The 21,936-nt window shown below is 69.0% G+C and carries 15 protein-coding genes and 1 pseudogene; 8 read left to right on the top strand and 8 right to left on the bottom strand.

Annotated elements, in window-relative coordinates; translation table 11 throughout:
- Window positions 1–110 precede the first annotated feature (110 nt).
- The 7 genes from tpiA to uvrC form a co-directional block, all read right to left on the bottom strand.
- Window positions 111–917 carry a triose-phosphate isomerase gene (gene tpiA / locus H7F38_RS16770; RefSeq protein ID WP_187090901.1) on the bottom strand — a complete coding sequence of 269 codons (807 nt, stop codon included), beginning with the start codon at window positions 915–917 and terminating at the stop codon, window positions 111–113.
- A 5-nt stretch (window positions 918–922) separates the two neighbouring features.
- Entirely contained in the window at window positions 923–2,119 is a 1,197-nt protein-coding gene (gene pgk, locus H7F38_RS16775) for a phosphoglycerate kinase (RefSeq protein WP_187090902.1), read from the bottom strand.
- A 175-nt stretch (window positions 2,120–2,294) separates the two neighbouring features.
- On the bottom strand, window positions 2,295–3,302 hold the full coding sequence (gap, locus tag H7F38_RS16780) for a type I glyceraldehyde-3-phosphate dehydrogenase (RefSeq protein WP_187090903.1): 1,008 nt from the start codon (window positions 3,300–3,302) through the stop codon (window positions 2,295–2,297).
- A gap of 313 nt (window positions 3,303–3,615) precedes the next feature.
- On the bottom strand, window positions 3,616–4,596 hold the full coding sequence (gene whiA, locus H7F38_RS16785) for a DNA-binding protein WhiA (protein ID WP_187090904.1): 981 nt from the start codon (window positions 4,594–4,596) through the stop codon (window positions 3,616–3,618).
- A gap of 34 nt (window positions 4,597–4,630) precedes the next feature.
- Window positions 4,631–5,677, bottom strand: a complete 1,047-nt coding sequence (gene yvcK, locus H7F38_RS16790) for a uridine diphosphate-N-acetylglucosamine-binding protein YvcK (protein WP_187090905.1) — start codon at window positions 5,675–5,677, stop codon at window positions 4,631–4,633.
- The gene (rapZ, locus tag H7F38_RS16795) at window positions 5,674–6,645 is read right to left on the bottom strand and encodes an RNase adapter RapZ (protein WP_187090906.1); all 972 of its coding nucleotides are present in this window, start codon (window positions 6,643–6,645) and stop codon (window positions 5,674–5,676) included. The genes yvcK and rapZ overlap by 4 nt, the downstream gene beginning before the upstream one ends.
- Complete coding sequence (gene uvrC / locus H7F38_RS16800; protein WP_187090907.1) at window positions 6,642–8,816, bottom strand: excinuclease ABC subunit UvrC; 2,175 nt, start codon at window positions 8,814–8,816, stop codon at window positions 6,642–6,644. Before uvrC ends, rapZ begins: the two co-directional genes overlap by 4 nt.
- Before the next feature lie 250 nt (window positions 8,817–9,066).
- Between uvrC and glgX the strand changes: the two genes are divergently transcribed.
- The 8 genes and pseudogenes from glgX to H7F38_RS26705 form a co-directional block, all read left to right on the top strand.
- Window positions 9,067–11,496, top strand: a complete 2,430-nt coding sequence (glgX, locus tag H7F38_RS16805) for a glycogen debranching protein GlgX (RefSeq protein WP_187090908.1) — start codon at window positions 9,067–9,069, stop codon at window positions 11,494–11,496.
- Entirely contained in the window at window positions 11,493–13,793 is a 2,301-nt protein-coding gene (gene treY, locus H7F38_RS16810) for a malto-oligosyltrehalose synthase (RefSeq protein ID WP_187090909.1), read from the top strand. Before glgX ends, treY begins: the two co-directional genes overlap by 4 nt.
- Before the next feature lies 1 nt (window position 13,794).
- Window positions 13,795–15,558 carry a malto-oligosyltrehalose trehalohydrolase gene (gene treZ / locus H7F38_RS16815; RefSeq protein WP_187090910.1) on the top strand — a complete coding sequence of 588 codons (1,764 nt, stop codon included), beginning with the start codon at window positions 13,795–13,797 and terminating at the stop codon, window positions 15,556–15,558.
- Between the two features lie 137 nt (window positions 15,559–15,695).
- The gene (locus H7F38_RS16820; protein WP_187090911.1) at window positions 15,696–17,300 is read left to right on the top strand and encodes an efflux RND transporter periplasmic adaptor subunit; all 1,605 of its coding nucleotides are present in this window, start codon (window positions 15,696–15,698) and stop codon (window positions 17,298–17,300) included.
- 145 nt (window positions 17,301–17,445) lie between these two features.
- Window positions 17,446–18,261, top strand: a complete 816-nt coding sequence (locus tag H7F38_RS16825) for an ABC transporter ATP-binding protein (protein ID WP_370531383.1) — start codon at window positions 17,446–17,448, stop codon at window positions 18,259–18,261.
- Window positions 18,258–19,490, top strand: a complete 1,233-nt coding sequence (locus H7F38_RS16830) for an ABC transporter permease (RefSeq protein ID WP_187090913.1) — start codon at window positions 18,258–18,260, stop codon at window positions 19,488–19,490. The genes H7F38_RS16825 and H7F38_RS16830 overlap by 4 nt, the downstream gene beginning before the upstream one ends.
- A gap of 120 nt (window positions 19,491–19,610) precedes the next feature.
- Complete coding sequence (locus H7F38_RS16835; protein WP_187090914.1) at window positions 19,611–20,645, top strand: DUF5666 domain-containing protein; 1,035 nt, start codon at window positions 19,611–19,613, stop codon at window positions 20,643–20,645.
- A 247-nt stretch (window positions 20,646–20,892) separates the two neighbouring features.
- Window positions 20,893–20,943: pseudogene (locus H7F38_RS26705) on the top strand (hypothetical protein); the annotation flags it as partial.
- 551 nt (window positions 20,944–21,494) lie between these two features.
- Here H7F38_RS26705 and H7F38_RS26090 read toward each other — a convergent pair.
- A complete protein-coding gene (locus H7F38_RS26090; RefSeq protein ID WP_255498029.1) occupies window positions 21,495–21,914 on the bottom strand; it encodes a hypothetical protein in 420 nt (139 codons plus the stop codon).
- Window positions 21,915–21,936: the final 22 nt, after the last annotated feature.

Consider the following 21,936-nt stretch of genomic DNA (forward strand, 5'->3'; position numbering starts at 1 on the left):
ATGGTGGATGACGCGGTGCTCGGTGCCGGATGAGTCTAACCCGATGATCCCGGTCACGGCTTCGCGACGACCTGCGTCCGCACCGAATCCGTAGCGCCCGTGGGCGGCGGTCAGCTGATGATGCCGACCGAGTTCGCAGCCAGCAGGGCGAACTCGGTGCCGTCCAACGAGGCCCCACCGACGAGGGCTCCGTCGACGTCCGGCTGGGCGACGATGTCAGCGACGTTGCCCGATTTCACCGATCCGCCGTAGAGCACACGGACGCCGCCCGCGATCTCCGGCGAGTACATCTGGGCCAGGGCGACGCGCAGTGCGCCGCAGACCTCCTGCGCATCGGCCGGCGTGGCCACCCGTCCGGTGCCGATGGCCCAGATGGGTTCGTAGGCCAGGACCAGGTCGGCGGTCTGCTCGGGGGTGACGGAGGCCAGCGCAGCCTGCAGTTGGGCGACGGCGTGGGCGACCTGGTGACCGGCTTCCCGGACCTCGAGACCCTCTCCGACGCACAGGATGGGGACCATCCCGTTGCGATACGCGGCCTCGACCTTGGCGGCCACCAGTTCGTCGGAATCACCCGACAGCTCGCGCCGCTCCGAGTGGCCGACCAGGACGTAGGTGCACCCGAGCTTGGCCAGCATGGTGCCAGAGACATCACCGGTGTGAGCCCCCGAGTCGTGGGGTGAGAGATCCTGCGCACCGTAGACCAGCTGGAGCTTGTCGCCGTCGATCAGGGTCTGAACAGAACGGAGGTCGGTGAAGGGCGGGAAGACCGCCACCTCCACCCGGGCGTAGTACTTCTCCGGAAGGGTGAAGGCGATCTTCTGCACCAAGGCGATGGCCTCGAGGTGGTTGAGGTTCATCTTCCAGTTGCCGGCGATCAGCAGCTTGCGGCCGGCCGGCTTCGCGTGGGCTTTCGTCATAGGAGTCAGGCCTCCAGGACCGCGAGACCGGGCAGGGTCGCGCCCTCCAGGTACTCCAGGGATGCGCCTCCCCCGGTGGAGATGTGGGTGAATCCGGCTTCGTCGACACCGAGGGTGCGAACCGCTGCGGCGGAGTCACCCCCACCGACCACGGAGAAGGACGAACCGCCCGCGATCGCCTCGGCCACGGCTTTGGTGCCGGCGGCGAACGCCTCCATCTCGAAGACTCCGACCGGCCCGTTCCAGAACACCGTCGCCGCAGTGGCGATCACGGAAGCGAAGGCCTGCCGGGTGGCCGGGCCGATGTCCAGGCCCTGCCAGCCGGCCGGGATGGCCGTGGCCGCCACGATGTCGGTCTTCGCGTCGGGTGCGAAGTCGTCGGCGACCACGAGATCCGTCGGCAGCACGATCTTGTCGCCGAACTTCTCCAACAACCCGGCGCAGACCGGGATCTGATCGGCCTGCAGGAGTGACTTGCCGACCTCGTGACCCTGCGCGGCAAGGAAGGTGTAGGCCATGCCGCCGCCGATCAGCAGCGAGTCGACCTGCGGCAGCAACGCCGTGATGACGCCGAGTTTGTCGGACACCTTCGAACCGCCCAGTACGACCACGTACGGCCGCTCGGGGTCGACGGTGAGCTTGTGCAGGACCGCGGTCTCCGCGGAGACCAGGTATCCGGCGTAGCGCGGCAGCAACCGGGCCACGTCGTAGACCGAGGCCTGCTTGCGATGCACCACACCGAAACCGTCCGAGACGAAGGCGGCGTCACCGCCCACCAGATGCACGAGGGCCTTGGCCAGCTCGACCCGCTCCGGTTCGACCTTGGAGGTCTCCCTCGGGTCGAATCGCACGTTCTCCAGCAACGCCACAGAGCCGGCGGGCAGACCCGCCACCGTGGCGGCGGCCGATTCTCCGACCAGATCCGAGGCGAACGCCACCGGCGCGCCGAGGAGCTCGGCCAGGCGCGCCGCGACCGGCCGCAGCGAGTAGCGATCCTCCGGCACACCCTTCGGACGTCCGAGGTGAGCCGTCACGACCACCTTGGCCCCTCCCGCGGCCAGCGCCTGCAGGGTCGGCAACGACGCGCGGATGCGGCCGTCGTCGGTGATCGCGGTGCCGTCGAGAGGAACGTTCAGGTCCGAACGGACGAGCACGGTCCGGCCGGAGACGCCGATGGCGAGCAGGTCGTCGAGGGTTTGCACGGCGGGAGGGCTCCTCTGCTGGTGTGGCTGCTGGTGTGGCTGCTGGCGTGGCGCGGCTGGGGCAGGGTCCGGCATGGATCAACTTCTCAGGCGTGGACGAAAGTGACGACTTGCGTCACTTCCGTCCCAAAAAGGTGAAGTTGATCCATGCCGGGGCGATACGCGGTCGATCAGGTCAGAGCTTGGAGGCGACCAGCGCGGTGAAGTCCGCCAGGCGGTTCGAGTAGCCCCACTCGTTGTCGTACCAGCCGATGATCTTGGCCATGTTGCCGTCGAGCACCAGCGTCAGGGGCGAGTCGAAGGTCACCGAGACCGGTGCACCGACGATGTCGGACGACACGATCGGATCGGTCGAGTAGGCGATGTACGGCGCCAGCGGGCCCGAGGTGGAGGCGGCCTTGAATGCGTCGTTGATGTCGTCGACGGTCACGCTCTTGGACAGCTCGACCGTCAGGTCGGTGACGGATCCGTCCATCACCGGGACGCGCAGCGCGTAGCCGTGCAGCTTGCCCTTGAGCTCCGGGAGCACCAGAGCGGTGGCCTTGGCGGCCCCGGTCGAGGTCGGGATGATGTTCTGCGCCGCGGCGCGGGCCCGACGGAGATCCGAATGCGGGAAGTCCAGGATGACCTGATCGTTGGTGTAGGCGTGGATCGTGGTCATCAGACCCTTGACGATGCCGAAGTTGTCGTTCAGCACCTTTGCCATCGGCGCGACGCAGTTGGTGGTGCAGGACGCGTTCGACAGGATCGTCTGGCTGCCGTCGTACTGGGAGTCGTTGACGCCCATGACGACCGTCAGGTCCTCACCGGTGGCCGGAGCCGAGATGATGACCTTCTTGGCGCCGCCCGCGAGGTGCTTGGACGCACCTTCGGCCTTGGTGAAGTGACCGGTCGACTCGATGACGACGTCGACGCCCAGATCGCCCCATGGCAGAGCGCCGGGGTCGCGGTCGGACAGCACCTTGATGTCCTTGCCGCCGACGGTGATGACGCCTTCGCCGGCCGTGACCTCGTGCTGGAGCTTGCCGAGGATGGTGTCGTACTTGAGGAGGTGGGCAAGCGTCTTGGTGTCCGTCAAGTCATTGACGGCGACGATCTCGACATCGTGGTCAAGCGAGTCGAGCGCCCGCCAGAAGTTGCGGCCGATTCGGCCAAATCCGTTCACTCCGACGCGCACAGTCACGTGTGTCAGCCCTTCTTCGTGTTTTCCCGGCCGTGTCCCGCTGACCCGCACCGGATCGATCAAGTGACACCGCCCACAGCGCCGGGGGCGACGGCGCTACTCTATCGGGCGACCGGGGTATGAAAGAAACCGCCCCCGAAACACGGACGAAACATGCTGAGGCGCAACCCGTCCGGGGCTCGCCCCATCGCCTTGGATCCCACGTGCGTGACGATCCGTCCGCTGCGTCCATAGCTTCCTACGCAGCGGGAAGATTTCTACGCAGCGGGGGCATGCGGGTTCCGGTCCACTCCGGGACGCGTCCGCACGCCGGTCAGCTGTCGAGCATGTCGGGGGTGACGGCCGACTCCGTGTCGGGGATGCCGTCGTCCTGCGCTCGCTTGTCGGCCATGGTCAACAACCGGCGGATCCGGCCGGCGATCGCGTCCTTGGTCATCGGTGGATCGGCCAGCTGACCCAGCTCCTCCAGCGACGCCTGCCCGTGGGCGATGCGCAGTCTGCCGGCCTCGGAAAGGTGGGCGGGAGCTTCCGGCCCCAGGATCGTCAGTGCCCGCTCGACCCTCGCCTTCGCGGCCACGGCGGCCCGGGCCGACCGGCGGAGGTTCGCGTCGTCGAAGTTGGCCAGCCGGTTGGCCGTGGCGCGCACCTCGCGCCGCATCCGCCGTTCCTCCCAGGCCAGCACCGAGGTGTGGGCGCCGAGCCTGGTCAACAGGGCGGCGATGGCGTCGCCGTCGCGGACGACCACCCGGTCGGCGCCGCGGACTTCCCTTGCCTTGGAGGAGATTCCCATCCGGCGAGCCGCACCGACCAGCGCATAGGCGGCCTCGGGGCCGGGACACGTGACCTCCAGCGAGGCACTGCGGCCGGGTTCGGTGAGAGACCCGTGCGCCAGGAAGGCACCCCTCCAGGCCGCCTCGGCGTCGGCCAGCGAACCGGCCACGATCTGGGCGGGCAGCCCGCGGACGGGTCGACCACGCTGGTCGAGCAGTCCGGTCTGCCTGGCCAGCTGGTCTCCCCCGGCGACCACCCGCAGGACGAACCGGGTGTTCTTGCGTATCCCGGAGGCGGACAGCACCTGCACCTCGGCTGTGTGGCCGTAGAGCTCTCCGATGTCCCGACGCAACCGCCTGGCCACCGATCCGGTGTCCAGTTCCGCCTCGACGATCACCCGGCCTGCGACGATGTGGAGACCACCTGCGAATCGCAGAACGGTGGAAACCTCGGCCTTCCGGGCGGAAACCTTGGCCACCGTCACCCGGCTGAGCTCGTCCTTCACCGCGGCAGTCATCGCCATGCGGCGCCACTCCCCATCCGTCGTCGAGCCGTGATCAATTGCTGGCTGTCGTGCTGTCCGGCTGATCCGGTGGGTCAGGCTCCGGGTTCGAACCTGGGGACCCTGTTGGTTTGGTGTCTGTTCCGGACTTCTGCTGCATCGCCCTGGCGAGCACCGGCACGAGAGCCCGGGCCAGCGCCGCCGGATCGTGACGAGGGGTGCCCGGGTAGGCGATCCCTGCCAGATCCAACCGGGCCCCGATCCGACCCGCCGCCGCCGACAGCCGCCCGGGGAGGGCAACGGCTGCCTTGTCGGCGAGAACGGTGTCGATCCGGAATTCCGGCGCGTGTGCAGAGAGTACGTCCAGGTGCTGCTCCGGCGAGAATCCCTCCGTCTCACCTGGTTGTGGGGCGAGATTCAACACCACCAGCCGGTGCGCCCGGCATCGGGTCAGCGCTGCCGCGATATCCGGGAGCATCAGGTGCGGGAGGACGCTGGTGAACCACGAACCCGGCCCGAGGATCACCAGGTCGGCTGCATCGATGGCGGCCACCGCCTCCGGGCAACCGGGCGCATCGCGGGGCTCCAGGGCAACGCTCCTGACCCGGCCGGGGGTCGCCGCCACGGCCACCTGCCCACGAATCCGGCGGACCGCCGCCTGGTCGTCCTCCAGGCCCTCCACCTCGGCGACGATGTCGAGCGGGTCGCACGACATCGGCAGCACCCGACCGCGGGCCCCGAGTACGGCGCCCATCGCATCGAGCGCCGCGACCGTGCTGCCCAGCACCTGGGTCAGACCGACGAGCACGATGTTGCCGACGGGATGACCGGTCAGTGCGCCCTCTCCGGTGAACCGGTGCTGGAACGTGGTCGCCCAGAGCTGGCCCTGCCGACCGGGCGCGGCGAGCGCGGCCAGCGCCATCCGCAGGTCACCGGGCGGAACCGTACCGGGGACCTCGCGTCGCAATCGGCCGGAGGAGCCGCCGTCGTCGGCCACGGTGACGACCGCCGTCAGGTCCGCCTCGAGATGGACGAGGGCGGACAGCATGGCGTGCAGGCCGTGTCCGCCGCCCAACGCGACGATGCCGGGTCGGTCGCTCATTCGCGACCCAGATCCCGATGGACGACCTGCACCGACAGGTTGTCGGCGGCCAGCCGCCGGCCCAGTTCCTCCGACACCGCCACCGAGCGGTGCTTGCCCCCCGTACAGCCGACGGCCAGGGTCAGGTAACGCTTTCCCTCGCGTTGATAGCCGCCGCTGATCAGCTGGAACAGGTCGACGTACCGTTCCAGGAACTCGCCGGCGCTCTCCTGCGACAGCACGTACTCCGATACCGGCGCATCGCGACCGGTCAGGTCGCGCAACTCCGGGATCCAGAACGGGTTCGGCAGGAACCGCATGTCGATCACCAGGTCGGCGTCCAGCGGGAGTCCGTACTTGTAGCCGAAGCTGAGCACCGTCAGCGAGGCGGTACGGAGCCCGACGGTGAACCCTCGCTCCACCTGCTCCCGCAACTGGTGCACCGACAGGTCCGAGGTGTCGATGATGACGTCCGCCTCGTCCCGCAACGCACCGAGCAGGGCGCGTTCGGTCCGGATGCCGTCGGCCAGCCGTCCGCCGCCCTGCAGTGGGTGCTCCCGCCGGTTCGCCTCGAAGCGCCGGATCAGCGACGCGTCGGTCGCCTCAAGGAACAGCACCCGCGGGCGGTAGCCGGCCGCGTCGAGGTCCTTGATCACGGAGGCAAGATCCTCGGTGAACGCCCGGGACCTGACGTCCAGGACGACGGCGATCCTGGTCAGACCACCCCGGGCACGGGAGCCCAGATCGACCATCGTGGCGATGAGTTCGGGTGGCAGGTTGTCCACCACGAACCAGCCGAGGTCCTCCAGGCACTTGGCCGCGGTGGACCGGCCGGCGCCGGACAGACCCGAGACGATGGCGACCTCGATACCGGTCCGACCGGTGCCGGTGTCGTCGTCGGCGCCGCCCCCCGCCCCGACCACCGGCCCGCTGAGTCCGCTCCCGCTCTGTCCACTCCCGCGCTGTTCGCTCACGTCGTGACCCGTCATGTCGATCCCCCCGGTGTCGTGCCCGTCAGGTACACCCTTCCGGAATCGTCGACCGCGTCGTCGGCCGGGTCCCGCACCGGCCCGGTCCTGACGGCGACGGGCCGGTCCTGCGTTGCGGCGCCGACCTCCTCCGGACCGGTGGTCGTCGGTGCCGGTGGGTCCTCCGGGTGCAGGGCAGAACGGACGGACCTCGCCGTCATCAGGCCGATCCCGCTGACCGCGGCGATCTGTTCGACGTCGGCCTGGCGCAGCGCGGTCAGGGAGCCGAAGTGCTTGATCAGCGCAGTCCGCCTGGTCTGGCCGAGACCGGCGACGCCGTCCAGGGCCGACTGCGTCATCGACTTCGAACGCTTGGCCCGGTGATAGGTGATCGCGAACCGGTGCGCCTCGTCGCGGAGTCGCTGCAGCAGGTACAGGGCCTCGCTGGTGCGGGGGAAGATCACCGGGTCGTCCTCCCCCGGTACCCACACCTCCTCGAGACGCTTGGCCAGGCCGCAGACCGTCACATCGGTGATCTGCAGGTCCGCGAGCACGGCGGCCGCGGCGTTGACCTGCGGAGCACCGCCGTCCACCACGAGGAGCTGGGGCGGGTAGGCGAAGCGACGCACGCGGCCGGTGTCCGGGTCGATCGCGGTCGGCCGTCCCGGTTCGGGCGGTGCGGCCGCGGCCGCGCGCCCTGCGGCCCCGGAGTTCGGCGTCTCGGCGGCGTCGAACTCGGTGTCCAGATCGGTGATCCGGCCGTTGACGCCATGCGTGAAACGACGGCGCACCACTTCGGCGATGGACGCGACGTCGTCCCCCGGCTTCTCCCGGATGGCAAACCTGCGGTAGTCGCTGCGTTTGGGCAGACCGTCCTCGAACACGACCAGTGACGCCACCACGTTGGTCCCCTGCACGTGGGAGATGTCGATGCATTCGATGCGCAGGGGCGCCGCGTCCATCCCCAGGGTCTCGGCCACCTCGATCAGCGCCGCCGATCGTGCGGTCAGGTCGCTGGCCCGCTTGAGCCGGTGCTGCGCGAGGGCTTCCGCCGCATTGCGCTTGACGGTGAGTGCAAGGTCCTTCTTGTCGCCGCGCTGCGGTACCCGTAGCGACACACCGGCGCCGCGCAGGTCGGCCAGCCACTGCACCATCTCCTCGGCCTCCGCGGGGACGGCCGGGACGAGGATCTCCTTGGGCACCGCGGTCGCGCCGTCGTCGGCGGCCCTGCCGCCGTAGAACTGCAGCAGGAAGTTCTCGACCAGCCGACCGGTCCCCTTGTCACTTCCGTTGGCGCCGTCGCTCGCCGTCTCCGCGTCCACGTCGACGATCCAGCCACGCTGGCCGCGGACCCGCCCACCCCGGACGTGGAACACCTGGACGGAGGCCAGCAGGTCGTCGGCGGCGATGCCGATGACGTCGGCGTCGGTCCCGTCACCGAGCACGACGGCCTGCTTCTCCACCGCGCGGCGCAGCGCCCCGAGGTCGTCGCGCAGCCTCGCGGCCTTCTCGAAGTCCAGCGCTTCGGCGGCGGCGGCCATCTGACGTTCCATCCGGCGGATCATCGGATCGGCCTTGCCGGCCATGAACTCGCAGAAGTCGTCGACGATCTCACGGTGTTCCTCGGCGGACACCTGACCGGTGCAGGGGGCCGAGCACTTCCCGATGTAGCCCAGCAGGCAGGGGCGTCCGATCTGGGTGGAACGCTTGAAGACCCCGGTCGAGCAGGTGCGGGCCGGAAAGACCCTCAACAGCAGATCGAGCGTCTCCCTGATCGCCCAGGCGTGCGCGTACGGGCCGAAGTAGCGGACGCCCTTGCGGTGCGGCCCCCGCATCACCTGCAACCGGGGATATTCCTCGCCCAGGGTGACGGCCAGTTCGGGGTAGGACTTGTCATCGCGGTACCGCACGTTGAAGCGGGGGTCGAACTCCTTGATCCAGTTGTATTCCAGCTGGAGGGCCTCGACCTCGGTCGACACCACCGTCCACTCGACCGACCCGGCGGTGGTGACCATCTGGGCGGTCCGGGGATGCAGCCCGGCCAGGTCGGCGAAGTAGGAGTTCAGCCGGGACCGAAGACTTTTGGCCTTGCCGACGTAGATGACACGGCCGGAGGTGTCCCTGAACTTGTAGACGCCCGGCGACTCCGGGATGGTGCCGGCTGCGGGTCGGTAGGTAGCTGGATCTGGCACAGCGCCGAGGGTAATCGAGCCGACCGACAGGGCGCGGCCGCGCAACCGGACCGGTCGACGGACCAAGTGCGGCGGCACCGATTCGCGGGGCGGCACCCGACCGTCCGGCCCGGTCGTCCGCAGCACGTTTCGGACGCCGGTCGATTGGTCACCCTCTTCTGATGTAAGCCGTCCGGCAGTGCAGCTGATGGTTAGTGTGTTGACCTGCCGCGTACGCATCGACTCGTCGGTGCTCCAGTCAAGGAGTGCAATGGAGATCTGGCCCGGAACCGCCTACCCCCTGGGTGCCACCTTCGACGGAATGGGAACCAACTTCGCGGTCTTCAGCGAGGTGGCGGAGAAGGTCGAGCTCTGCCTGATCGAGGACGACGGCACCGAGACCAGGATCCGGATGCCCGAGGTGGACGCCTACGTCTGGCACTGCTATCTGCCGGAGGTCCAGCCGGGTCAGAGCTACGGCTACCGGGTGCACGGTCCGTACGATCCGGCCAAGGGCTTCCGCTGCAACCCGAACAAGCTGCTCCTGGACCCCTACGCGAAGTCGGTCACCGGCCAGGTCGACAGTGATCCGTCCGTCTTCTCCTACGATCTCGGTTTCCCCGACTCGAAGAACGACGACGATTCTGCTGCGCACACCATGCGCGCCGTCGTCATCAACCCGTTCTTCGACTGGACCGGGGACCGGATCCTGCGCATTCCCTACAACGAGAGCGTCATCTACGAGGCCCATGTCAAAGGTCTCACCCAACGGCATCCGGAAATTCCGGAGAATCAGCGGGGCACCTACGCCGGGCTCGCCCATCCGGCGATCATCGATCACCTCACCAGGGTCGGCGCGACGGCGATCGAACTGATGCCGGTCCACCAGTTCGTCCAGGACAGCACGTTGATCGACAAGGGGCTGTCCAACTACTGGGGCTACAACTCGATCGGATTCTTCGCACCGCACAATGCCTATTCAGCTTTCGGTGACCGTGGGCAGCAGGTGCAGGAATTCAAGGCAATGGTCAAGGCGATGCACGGAGCCGGGATCGAGGTCATCCTCGACGTCGTATACAACCACACGGCCGAGGGCAATCACTTCGGTCCGACGATTTCGTTCCGGGGAATCGACAATGCTGCCTACTACCGGCTGGTCGACGACAACGAGCAGTACTACATGGACTACACCGGCACCGGGAACTCCTTCAACGTCAGGCATCCGCACTCCCTGCAGCTCATCATGGACTCACTGCGCTACTGGGTCACCGAAATGCACGTGGACGGATTCCGATTCGATCTCGCCGCCACCCTGGCCCGGGAATTCTACGACGTCGACCGGTTGTCCACCTTCTTCGAACTCGTCCAGCAGGACCCGATCGTCTCGCAGGTGAAATTGATCGCCGAGCCGTGGGACCTCGGGCCTGGCGGATATCAGGTGGGCAATTTCCCACCCCAGTGGACGGAGTGGAACGGAAAATACCGTGACACCGTCCGGGATTTCTGGCGTGGCGAGCCGGCCACTCTCGGGGAGTTCGCCTCGCGGCTCACCGGTTCGGCCGATCTGTACGAGACGTCTGGCCGTCGGCCGGTGGCCTCGATCAACTTCGTCATCGCACACGACGGCTTCACGCTCGACGACCTGGTCTCCTACAACGAGAAGCACAACCAGGCCAACGGCGAGGACAACAACGACGGCGAGTCGCACAACCGGTCGTGGAACTGCGGTGAGGAGGGACCGTCGGAGAACCCGAAGGTGTTGGAACTGCGGAACCGCCAGCGACGCAATTTCCTTGCCACACTCCTGCTCTCCCAGGGCGTTCCGATGATCGCTCACGGCGACGAACTCGGCCGGACGCAGCAGGGCAACAACAACGTCTACTGCCAGGACTCCGAGCTCGCCTGGGTCGACTGGGAGAAGGCCGACCTCTCTCTGATCGAGTTCACCGCGGCGCTGTCCCGGCTGCGCAAGCAGCACCCGACCTTCCGCCGCCGCCGGTTCTTCGACGGCCGCCCGGTCACCCGGGGCGAGGGCGAGCCCCTGCCCGACATCGTGTGGATCAACCCGAGTGGCTCCGGGATGACCCCGGAGGACTGGGATTCCGGATTCGGCCGTTCCATCGGGGTGTTCCTGAACGGCAACGGCATCCGCGGGATGGACCGCCGCGGTGGCCGGGTCGTCGACGACTCGTTCCTGATGTTGTTCAACGCACACGACGAGACCCTGGACTTCACCGTGCCCACCGAGGAGTACGCCCCGGCCTGGACCTGCGTCGTGGACACCGCCGGCATGCCCGCCTCCGCCGAGGTGACCAGGGCCGGTGAGGTCATTCCGGTGCCGGGCAAGGGTTTGGTGGTCCTCCAGGCCCTCGACGCCAGCGCTCTGCCGCCCGTCCTGGTGGCCCCGGCGGCCGCAGTTCCGGCGGTCCCGCCGGTGCCGGTGCCGACCGCGGCGGCCCTGGAGAACGCGCCGGTCGAATTGACGGTCGTGCATCCGGAGGCGCAGGCCGTTCCACCGGAGGCCACGGACGAGACCCCGGCGCCGCCGCCGGCCCCCCCCGCAGCGGAGGCCCAGCCGGAATTGGCAGCGACACCCAAGCCTGCACCCAAGCCGAGACGTCGCCGGGCTCCCGCACCCAGACGTCCCAGCACCAAACCCGCACCACGGCGCGCCGCCGACGGAGAATCGGAGAATCCATGATCACCCCCAGGGTGCCGAAGTCGACCTATCGACTGCAGATCACCCCGACCAGCGATCTGCACCGGGCGGCAACGCTCGTTCCCTATCTGGTTCGCCTCGGCGTCGACTGGGCCTACCTGTCACCGATTCTCGAGTCCGAGCCGGGCTCGGACCACGGTTACGACGTCGTCGATCACGGCCGGACGGACACCGCGCGTGGCGGCCGCGCCGGCCTGGCGGAGTTCGCCGACGCCGCGCACGGGGCGGGCCTCGGGGTACTGGCCGACATCGTGCCCAACCATGTCGGCGTCGCCACGCCGAAGCATTCGCTCTGGTGGTGGGACGTGCTGTCCAACGGCCGTGACTCGGAATTCGCCGGCGCCTTCGACATCGACTGGGACTTCGGCCATGGTCGCGTCAGGGTACCGATTCTCGGTGACGGAGACACCGAACTCGATGCGCTGCAGGTGGTCGGCGACGAGCTGCACTACTACGACCACCACTTCCCGTTGGCCACCGGCACCGGTGCCGGGACGCCCAGGCAGGTGCACGACCGGCAGCACTACGAACTGGTCAACTACCGGAGGGCCGATGCGGAGCTGAACTACCGGCGTTTCTTCGCCGTCAGCACCCTGGCCGGGATCCGGGTGGAACTTCCGGCGGTCTTCGCCGCCTCCCATGCGGAGATCAAGGCGTGGTTCGACCACGGCTGGGTGGATGGCCTGCGCGTCGACCATCCCGACGGATTGGCGGACCCGGCCGGGTACCTGCGGGATCTGCGGGCTCTGCTCGGTGAGAGATATGTTCTCGTGGAGAAGATCCTGGAGGGTGACGAGCGGTTGCCTGCGGACTGGGAATGCCATGGCACCACCGGGTATGACGCTCTGGCGGTCCTGGACCGGCTGTTCGTCGACCCGTCCGCAGAGGCGGTCCTAGACGATCTGGACGCGGACCTTCGGGGCGGTTCGTTCGTCGACTGGGAACGGATGACCGGCGGCACCAAAAGGGCCGTCGCCGACGGAATCCTGCGGGCGGAGGTCCTGCGGCTCGCGCGGCTGGTACCGCACATCGCCGGCGCCGACGACGCGATCGCCGAACTGCTCTCCAGCTTCGCCGTCTATCGGACATACCTCCCGGACGGATACGGAGACCTCGAGGCCGCGCTGGCGACCGCCACCGCCCGGCGACCCCGGTTGGCCCACGTCATCGCCGAGGTCGGGGAAGCGCTGCGAGATCGGCAGCACGAGTTCTCCCGGCGGTTCCAGCAGACGTCCGGCATGGTGATGGCCAAGGGCGTCGAGGATTGCGCGTTCTACCGCTGGTCACGGCTCACCAGCCTGACCGAGGTCGGGGCCGAGCCGACCGAATTCGCCCTCTCCCCCACCCGGTTCCACGAGATCCAGGCCCTCCGCGCGGCGTCCACGCCGCACACCATGACGACGCTCTCGACCCACGACACCAAGCGGGGCGAGGACGTCAGGGCCAGGATCGCCGCCATCGCCGAGATCCCGGAGGAATGGGCCGAGGCCGTCCACCAGTGGAACCGGTACGCGCCGCTGTCAGACGGACCGCTGGCCAACCTGCTGTGGCAGGCCATCGTCGGCGCCTGGCCGTCCGATCGCGAGCGGCTGCATGCTTACGCCGAGAAGGCTTCTCGCGAGGCTGGGAACTCCACCCGCTGGATCGACCCCGCGACCGACTTCGAGGCGTCGATGCACGCCCTGGTGGATGCGGCGTTCGACGATCGACGACTCCACGATTCGATCACCGCCACCGTGCAGCGACTCACTGCCGCCGGTTGGTCGAACTCGCTCTCGGCCAAGCTGTTGCAGATCCTCGGACCGGGGGTGCCGGACGTCTACCAGGGCACCGAGCTCTGGGAGAACTCGCTGGTCGACCCGGACAACCGGCGTCGTGTCGATCATTCGATCGCCGACGCGTTGCTGCAGCGACTGGACGCCGGATGGCGTCCGGTCGTGGACGGCACGGGCGCGGTGAAGCTTCTGGTCACCTCGCGGGCGCTGCGATTGCGCCGGGACCGACCGGAGTTGCTCGCCGGCTATGCGCCTCTGATCGCGACGGGAGTCGCGGCCGACCATCTGGTCGCGTTCGACCGTGGCGGTGCCATCGCCGTCGGCACCCGACTCCCGGTCGGGTTGGCCGCCGGAGGTGGATGGCACGACACGTGGCTGACCCTCCCGCCCGGCTCCTGGCGTGATGGCCTGGACACCGGGTCCACCACGACGATCTCGGGTGGAGTGCGAGTCGCCGATCTGCTGACCGACTATCCGGTGGCACTACTGGTCCGGGAGGACTGACATGAGCAGGGAATTCCAAGTGTGGGCGCCGCAGTCCAAGTCGGTGGTAGTGGTGGTGGGAACCTCCGGGACGGACGCCGTCGAGATCGCGATGGACCCGGGCGAGCACGGCTGGTGGCACGCCACGGTCCGTACCGACGGCCCCGTCCGGTACGGATTCCGCCTCGACGGCTCCGACCAGGTGCTGCCGGATCCGCGCTCGCTTCGTCAACCCGATGGGGTGCACGAGCTCTCGGCCATCTTCGACCACACCGAACACCGGTGGCAGGATGCCGGCTGGACGGGCCGGCCGTTGTCCGGCGGCCTGATCTACGAGATGCACATCGGGACCTTCACCCCGGAGGGCACGCTCGATGCGGCGATCGGCAAGCTCGACCACCTCGTGGCCATCGGAGTCGAGTTCGTCGAGCTGTTGCCGGTCAACGGGTTCAACGGCATCCACAACTGGGGCTACGACGGCGTCCTCTGGTACACCGTCCACGAGCCCTACGGCGGGCCGGCTGCGTACCAGCGGTTCGTCGACGCATGTCACCAGCGCGGACTTGCCGTCATCCAGGACGTCGTCTACAACCACCTCGGCCCCAGCGGCAACTACCTCCCGGAATTCGGTCCCTACCTGCACGACGCACACGCCAACACCTGGGGATCGTCGGTCAATCTCGACGGACCGGACTCGGACACCGTGCGTCGCTTCATCATCGACAACGCACTGATGTGGCTGCGTGACTACCACGTGGACGGTTTGCGACTCGACGCCGTCCACGCCCTGATGGATCACCGGGCCGAACATCTCCTGTCGGAGCTCTCGGCCGAGGTCGACGTGCTGTCGGCCCACGTCCGGCGGCCGCTGACCCTGATCGCCGAGTCCGACCTGAACGATCCCCGGATGATCACCGGCCGGGAATCGGGCGGCTACGGCATGACGGCGCAGTGGAGCGATGATTTCCACCACGTCGTGCACGTCGCGCTGACCGGTGAAACGGCCGGCTACTACGCCGATTTCGGCTCCATCGGGGCGATCGCGAAGGTACTCACCTCGGCGTTCTTCCACAACGGGACGTACTCGAGTTTCCGGGGACGCAATCACGGCCGCGCAGTCGACCTGCGACTCACCCCTGGGTCCCGGTTCGTGGTGTTCACGCAGGACCACGACCAGATCGGCAACCGTGCCATCGGCGACCGGCTGACGGCGCAGCTCGACCAGGCGGGTCTGTCTCTCGCGGCCGTGCTGCTGTTCACCAGCCCGTTCACCCCGATGCTGTTCATGGGTGAGGAATGGGCGGCGTCCACCCCCTGGCAGTTCTTCACGTCGCACCCGGAACCGGATCTGGGCAAGGCCACCGCCGAAGGCCGCATCGCCGAGTTCGCGAAGATGGGCTGGGATCCCGACCTGGTCCCTGACCCGCAGCAGGAGAGCACCTTTCTGAACTCCAAGCTCGACTGGGCCGAGACCACCGAGGGTGAGCATGCAGCGGTTCTCGACCTCTACCGCCGGCTCGCCGAGCTTCGCCGGGAACGCCCCGAGCTCACCGACCCGCGGCTGGATCACGTGCGCACCCTGCATGACGACGACGAGCGTTGGCTGACGATCGTCCGCGGTGGCGTCCGGGTACTGATCAACTTCGACGCGGAACCACACCTGCTGCCTCTTCCCGGCGGGCGCGGGCCGGTACTGCTGGAGACCTCCGCCGGCTCCGTGCTGGACGGTGAACAGGCGCAGGTACCCGGCCGGACCGCCGTCGTGATCGGAGACGCCGCCCACTGATCCACAGCGCAGCCACAGCTGGTCACAGGTGGCGCTCAGCGGATCCAACGGTCCGGGCCAGACATCGCGCCTAGCTTCAGGGAGCCGGATGCCCGCCTGGGCAGGGAGAAGCCGGTCGCTGAGCACGAAGGTGACGAATGGCTGCGATGTGGCTGAGAGTGCGAACCCGACCGTGGGTCACCGCCGTCCTGGTGGTCGTCCTGGTGGGTGGTGGTGGCGGAGCCTGGTGGTACTTCCACCGCAGCAGCACCAGCACGCCGGCGGCTGCCACCTCGGTGACCAGGACGGTGGCCGCGAGCGTCAGCACCATCCAGTCGACCGTCTCGGCGTCCGGAACGGTGACACCGGCCGTGCAGGATGCGGTTTCGTTCGGCGCATCGGGCCGGGTGACGGCGGTCAGGGTCGTTGCGGGCCAGACGGTGAGGAAGGGCCAGGTGCTGGCCACCATCGACACGGTCAGCCTGAAGGCGGCGCTCGCCTCGGCCAATGCGGCGCTGGCCTCGGCGAGGGCGAAAGTGACTGCGGCGCAGGCGACCGTCACCTCGGCGACCACCTCGGTCACCACCGCACAGACGGCACTGACCACCGCCCAGACCGCGCTGACCACCGCCCGGACCGCCGTCACCACCGCGGCCGGCGATGGCAGCAGTACCGAGGAGGCGACCGCGGCCACCGGCCTGACCGCAGCGACGAACGGCCTGACCACGGCGAAGAACGGGGTGGCCACCGCCAAGGCCGATCTGCTGGCCGATCAGGCGCAGGTCACCGCGGACCAGGGACAGGTCAGCACCGCCGAGGCGGGCGTCACCACCGCGAGAGCCGCACTGTCCGCAGCGACCCTCGTCTCCCCGATCGCCGGGTTGGTGGCCACCGTCGGTGTCGCGGTCGGGGATTCGGTGTCCGGAACCACGTCGGCGTCGAGCTCCTCCGGCTCGAGCTCCGGCTCGAGCTCCGGCTCGAGCTCGACCGGCGGGTCGTCCGGCGGCACCGGTGCCGGCGGTAACGCAGCCGGAGGTTCGGGTTCGTCCGGTTCCTCCAGCACCTCGACGGCGGGCACCACGCCGTTCCTGATCGTCTCGACCACCGGCTGGAACGCCGACGTCACCGTCGACGACGGCTCGATCGACCTGATCAAACCGGGCATCCAGGCCCAGCTCACCGTGGGTAGCTCGACGACCCCGGTCTTCGGGACCGTCGCCTCGGTCGGTTTGATCTCGACCAGCTCCGGCAGTACGGCCAGCTACCCGGTGGTGGTCTCGATCACCGGTAGTCCGACCGGTCTGCACGACGGCACGGCGGCGACCGTCAGCCTGATCTACAAGCAGCTCACCAACGTGCTGACGATTCCGACCGCCGCGATCCACACGACGGCCACCGGAAAGGTGGTCTACCAGAACGTCAACGGCAAGCAGGTGTCCACTACCATCACCACCGGCGCGGTCGGCAACGGCGTGACCCAGGTGCTCACCGGACTGGCCGAGGGCGACGAGGTGCTGGAGACCATCACCACCGTCGCCAGGACCGGAACCGGAACCGGCGCCGGTGGCACGGGTCGGACCGGAACGGGCGGATACGGCGGCTTCGGGGGCGGCACCGGAACGGGCGGCGGCTTCACCGGCGGCGCAGGCGGCGGCTTCACGGGCGGGGGTGGCGGCGGCGGCGGCGGCGGCGGCGGTGGCGGCGGCGCCGGCGGTGGTGGCGGCGGCGCCGGCGCCGGTGGTTTCGCCGGAAACGGTGGCTGAGATGAGCCGCCGGCAAACCTCATCGACTGATCGGGTCGCGGCAGCCGATCCGCAGACCTGGGGCTCACCCCGCAATTCCGGCCTGGACATACTGGCTCCCGATCCGTCGGAGCCCGCCGGGTCGGCACCTCCGACCGATGCACTGCTGCGGATGCATGCCGCTCCCACTTCCGCCCCGCGCGGTGTCGGCGTCGGCGATCCGACTGACTCAGTGCCGGTGATCGACCTGCACGGCGTGGCCAAGATCTACGCGACCGGAGCGCTATCGGTGCGTGCACTGGACGGCGTCACCCTGCGGATCGACGAGGGCGAGTACGTCGCCATCATGGGTCCCTCCGGCTCCGGCAAGTCGACCCTGATGCACATCATCGGCTGTCTCGACGTGCTGTCCGAGGGCGCCTATCACCTGGCCGGCGAAGACGTCAGCGAACTGGACGAGGTCGATCTGGCGCAGATCCGCAATCGGCGGATCGGCTTCGTCTTCCAGCAGTTCCACTTGTTGCCGTCGCTGACGGCGTGGAAGAACGTCGAGTTGCCGATGATCTACGCGGGCCTGTCGAAGGGCGCGCGCAGGGCCAAGGCGATCGAGGCCCTGCGGCGGGTCGGGCTCGACGATCGGGTCGACCACAAGCCCGGCGAGCTCTCCGGCGGGCAGCAGCAACGAGTGGCGGTCGCGCGGGCCCTGGTGGGCGACCCGGCTCTGATCCTGGCCGACGAACCGACCGGCAACCTGGACTCGACGGCCACCGAGGACGCGCTGGGTCTGTTCGACGAGCTGCACGATCAGGGTCGCACCATCGTCCTGATCACCCACGAGCTCGAGGTCGCCGAGCGGGCCAGACGAATCGTCCGGGTCCGCGACGGAAGGATCACCTCCGACTCCGCCCACCCGGACGTCGGTCGGGACCTGGTTCCGGTCGGAGCCCGCCCGGGTGCGCACCAAGCCGGTGCTGGAACGTGAATCTCCTCGAAACCCTGCGTACCGGTTGGGCTTCCATCGTTTCCCACCGTCTGCGATCCGGCCTGACCATGCTGGGCATCCTGATCGGCATCGCCGCGGTGATCCTCACCGCGGGGCTCGGCCTGGGAAGTCAGCAGCAGGTCGGCGCGCAGATCAGCGCCCTCGGCAGCAATCTGCTGATCGTCTCGCCGGGCAGCACCACCTCCACCGCGGGGATCCGCGGCGGCTTCGGGTCGGCGTCCACCCTGACCACCGCCGACGCCGCAGCCCTGGCCTCGAAGGTGGCGGCTCCGGACATCGGCGCCGTGGCCGGGGTCAAGACTACCTCGTTGTCCCTGACCAACGGCTCGACCAACTGGACCACTTCGGTGGTGGGGACCAGCGAGTCCTGGCTCACGGTCCGGTCGCGCACCCTTGCCGGCGGACGGTTCATCACCGCGGCCGACAACGCCGATCAGGCCCCCGTCGCGGTCATCGGATCCTCCACCGCCACCCAGCTGTACGGCAGCACCGATGCCGTCGGCCAGACCTTCACCGCGAACGGCATCGAGTTCACCGTCGTCGGCGTGCTGGCCACGGCCGGCTCTGACTCGACCACGAATCTGGACGACCAGGCGATCGTGCCAATCTCCACCGAGGCCAACCGGCTGGTCGGCGGGACCAGCAAGAACAGTGTGTCGACCATCTACATCCAGGCGGCCTCGGCGGGGCAGCTGTCCGCGGCCGACCAGGAGGCCACCTCGCTACTGCTGCAGCTGCACAACATCAGTGCGTCCAGCTCGGCCGACTTCACCATCAGCAGCCAGGAGGCGTTGCTGAGCACCGCCACTTCGGTGAGCAAGACCCTGACCGTCCTGCTCACCGGGATCGCGGCGCTCTCGCTCCTGGTGGGCGGTATCGGCGTCATGAACATCATGCTGGTGTCGGTGAGCGAGCGCACGCGGGAGATCGGCCTCCGCAAGGCGCTCGGCGCCCCACCCGGGGCGATCCGACGGCAGTTCCTCGTCGAGGCCACCATCCTCGGTCTGGCCGGTGGGCTGCTCGGCGCCGCGCTGGGCATCGCCGGGGCGAAAGTGCTCCCGCACTTCATCTCCACGGTGTTGGTGGTCTCCCCGTTGGCCGTCGGCGGGTCCATCGCGATCGCGGTCGCCATCGGCGTGATCTTCGGTGTCTACCCCGCGGCGCGCGCGGCCAGGCTCGCCCCGATCGATGCGCTGCGCAGCGAGTAGACCGTGAACTCACGCATCGACCGAACCCCCGGTAGATCTCCCGGCCCATCCTCACCTCCCCACTCCTGCGCCACTCCCCGGCTCACCGGGCCGGCCGTCACCGAATCGAAGGACCCCGTCATGACGAACACCTCCACCCGGACCAGTGCTCCCCGCCCGCCCCGCACCTGGTCCAGGTCGCTCGTGCTGGGAGCTGCCGCCCTCGCGCTGGCCGGAACCCTGGTGGCCTGCAGCAGCTCCTCCGGGGACGCAAGCCCGGCACCGTCCACCCAGGCCGCTGCCCCGAACGGAGCAGCAGGCGGGGCCACGGGCGGTGGGACCTCCGGCGGAGGCGGCGGCGCGGCCGGCGGAATCCGGCCGGCGGCCTATGGATCGATCGCCGCGCTGTCCGCGGGAACCATGCAGGTCCAGAGCACGACCGCCCAGACAACGGTCAGGTACACCTCGTCCACGACCTTCACCGAGACCTCGAAGAAGACCCTCGGCGACGTCAAGGTGGGATCCTGCGTGACCGCTGCCGCCACCCCGGCGAGCGCCACCGCGCCGGCCGCCGGGGCGGCCCAGACGACCCCCAGCTCCCGCCCGGCCGTCACCGCGTTGACGGCAGCCACCGTGCTCATCTCGCTGCCGGTCGCGGGGGTGTGCAACGCAGGGTTCGGGGGCGGGTTCTCCGGCGGTACCGGCACCAGGCCGGGCGGACAGGCCGGAGCGAACGGCGGCAGAGCCGGGGGCGGCGGGGCGGCCAACGGAGGTGCCGTCCCCTCAGGAGCACCGGGAGTCGGCGGGGCCGGAACGGGCCGCGGCAACTTCGCGGGCATCGGTGAGCGGGCCTCCGGCAAGGTGACCTCGGTCAGCGGATCGACGATCGTGGTCCAGCAGACCAATCGGACCACGAAAGCCACCAGCGAGGTGACGGTGACGGTCGACTCCAGCACCGCCTACACCGAGACGGCCGCGGCCAGATCCACCGCGCTGAAGATCGTTCTCTGCGCTGTCGCCGTGGGGAGCGCCGACAGCACCGGCGCGGTCGCGGCGAAGTCCATCGCCCTCAGTCCGGCCAGCGCTACCGGATGTACGAGCGGCTTCGGTGCCGGCGGCTTCGGCGGTCGTACCGGTCGGGGCTCGAACGGCGCGGCGGTGACCACCAGTGGCTGACCTGATCAGTCCCGCGGCTCGGGTGCGGAAGCGACGGAAGCAGCGCCGTCGGACCGTCGTCGCCCTGGTGGCCATTGCTGCGGTGGCCGCCATCGGCGGCGGTATCGCCTTCGCCAACACCGGGGGCAAGGGTTCCTCGTACCGCACCGCGACGGCCGGGGCCGGATCCGTCGACCAGATCACCACCTCCGCCGGAACCGTGGCCTACGTGCAGAAGGCCACCGCGTCGTTCCCGGTGGCAGGCACCGTGTCTGCCGTCGGGGTCAAGGTCGGCCAGACGGTCACCGCCGGGCAGCAGATCGCCGCTTTGGATACCACCGACCTCGAATCCGCGGTGGCGGGCGTCAACCAGACCCTGGCCACCGACCAGCAGACGTTGGCCTCCGATCTGCAGAGCCAGGCCGTGACGACCACGACAGCAGCGACCACCACACCAGCGACCACCACAGCCGCGCCGACCAGCAGCGCGGTGGCGTCCGGCGGTTCCGGTTCGTCGGGTTCGGGCGGCTCTGGCTCGGGCGGCTCTGGCTCGGGCAGTTCCGGTTCCGGCAGCTCGGGTGCGCCGACGGGTTCCGGAGCTGCGGCCGTGACGGGCTCCCGCACTGCGTCCGGTGCTCCTACCACCGCGGCTTCTGCCACTCCGACGGCCTCGAGCAGGACGGGCACGACAGGCACGGGGGGGACCGGCGCCGGCGGTTCCGGTCTGGCCGCCGAGCAGAACAAAGTGGTGAGCCTGCAGTCCTGCGTCGATTCACTGCTCGACGGCTCGCCGATTGGGTCCCCTGGACGTGGCACAACCCCTTCGAAGGGACCCAAATCGGCGCAGGTCGACAGCGCGGCCTGCGAACCCTACTGGGCCGGCCAGACCGGTAACCGGGACAAGAGCTCGGAAAGGGCGCTGATCGCCGCGGAAACGGCCACAGGGCAGGCGAATCCGTCGGCCTGCACCCAGCTGAGCACGATGACGTTGCCGACGGTCACCACCACGGTGGCGGCTGCGACGACGGTGACCGTGGCGGGCACGACGGTGACCGAGACAGCCACGGTCGGCGGTTCGACGACCGACACCACCCCGTCGAGCGGTACCACATCGACCAGCACCACGTCGAGCAGCACCACGTCGAGCAGCACCACGTCGAGCAGCACCACGTCGAGCAGCACCACGTCGAGCAGCACCCCGGCGACCAGTACCACGTCGAGCAGCACCCCGTCGAGCAGCACCCCGTCGAGCAGCACCCCGTCGAGCAGCACCCCGGGCGCCTCGACCACGGTGAGCGGACCCCCGGTCAGG

Source organism: Nakamurella sp. PAMC28650 (genome assembly GCF_014303395.1).
GTDB lineage: Bacteria > Actinomycetota > Actinomycetes > Mycobacteriales > Nakamurellaceae > Nakamurella.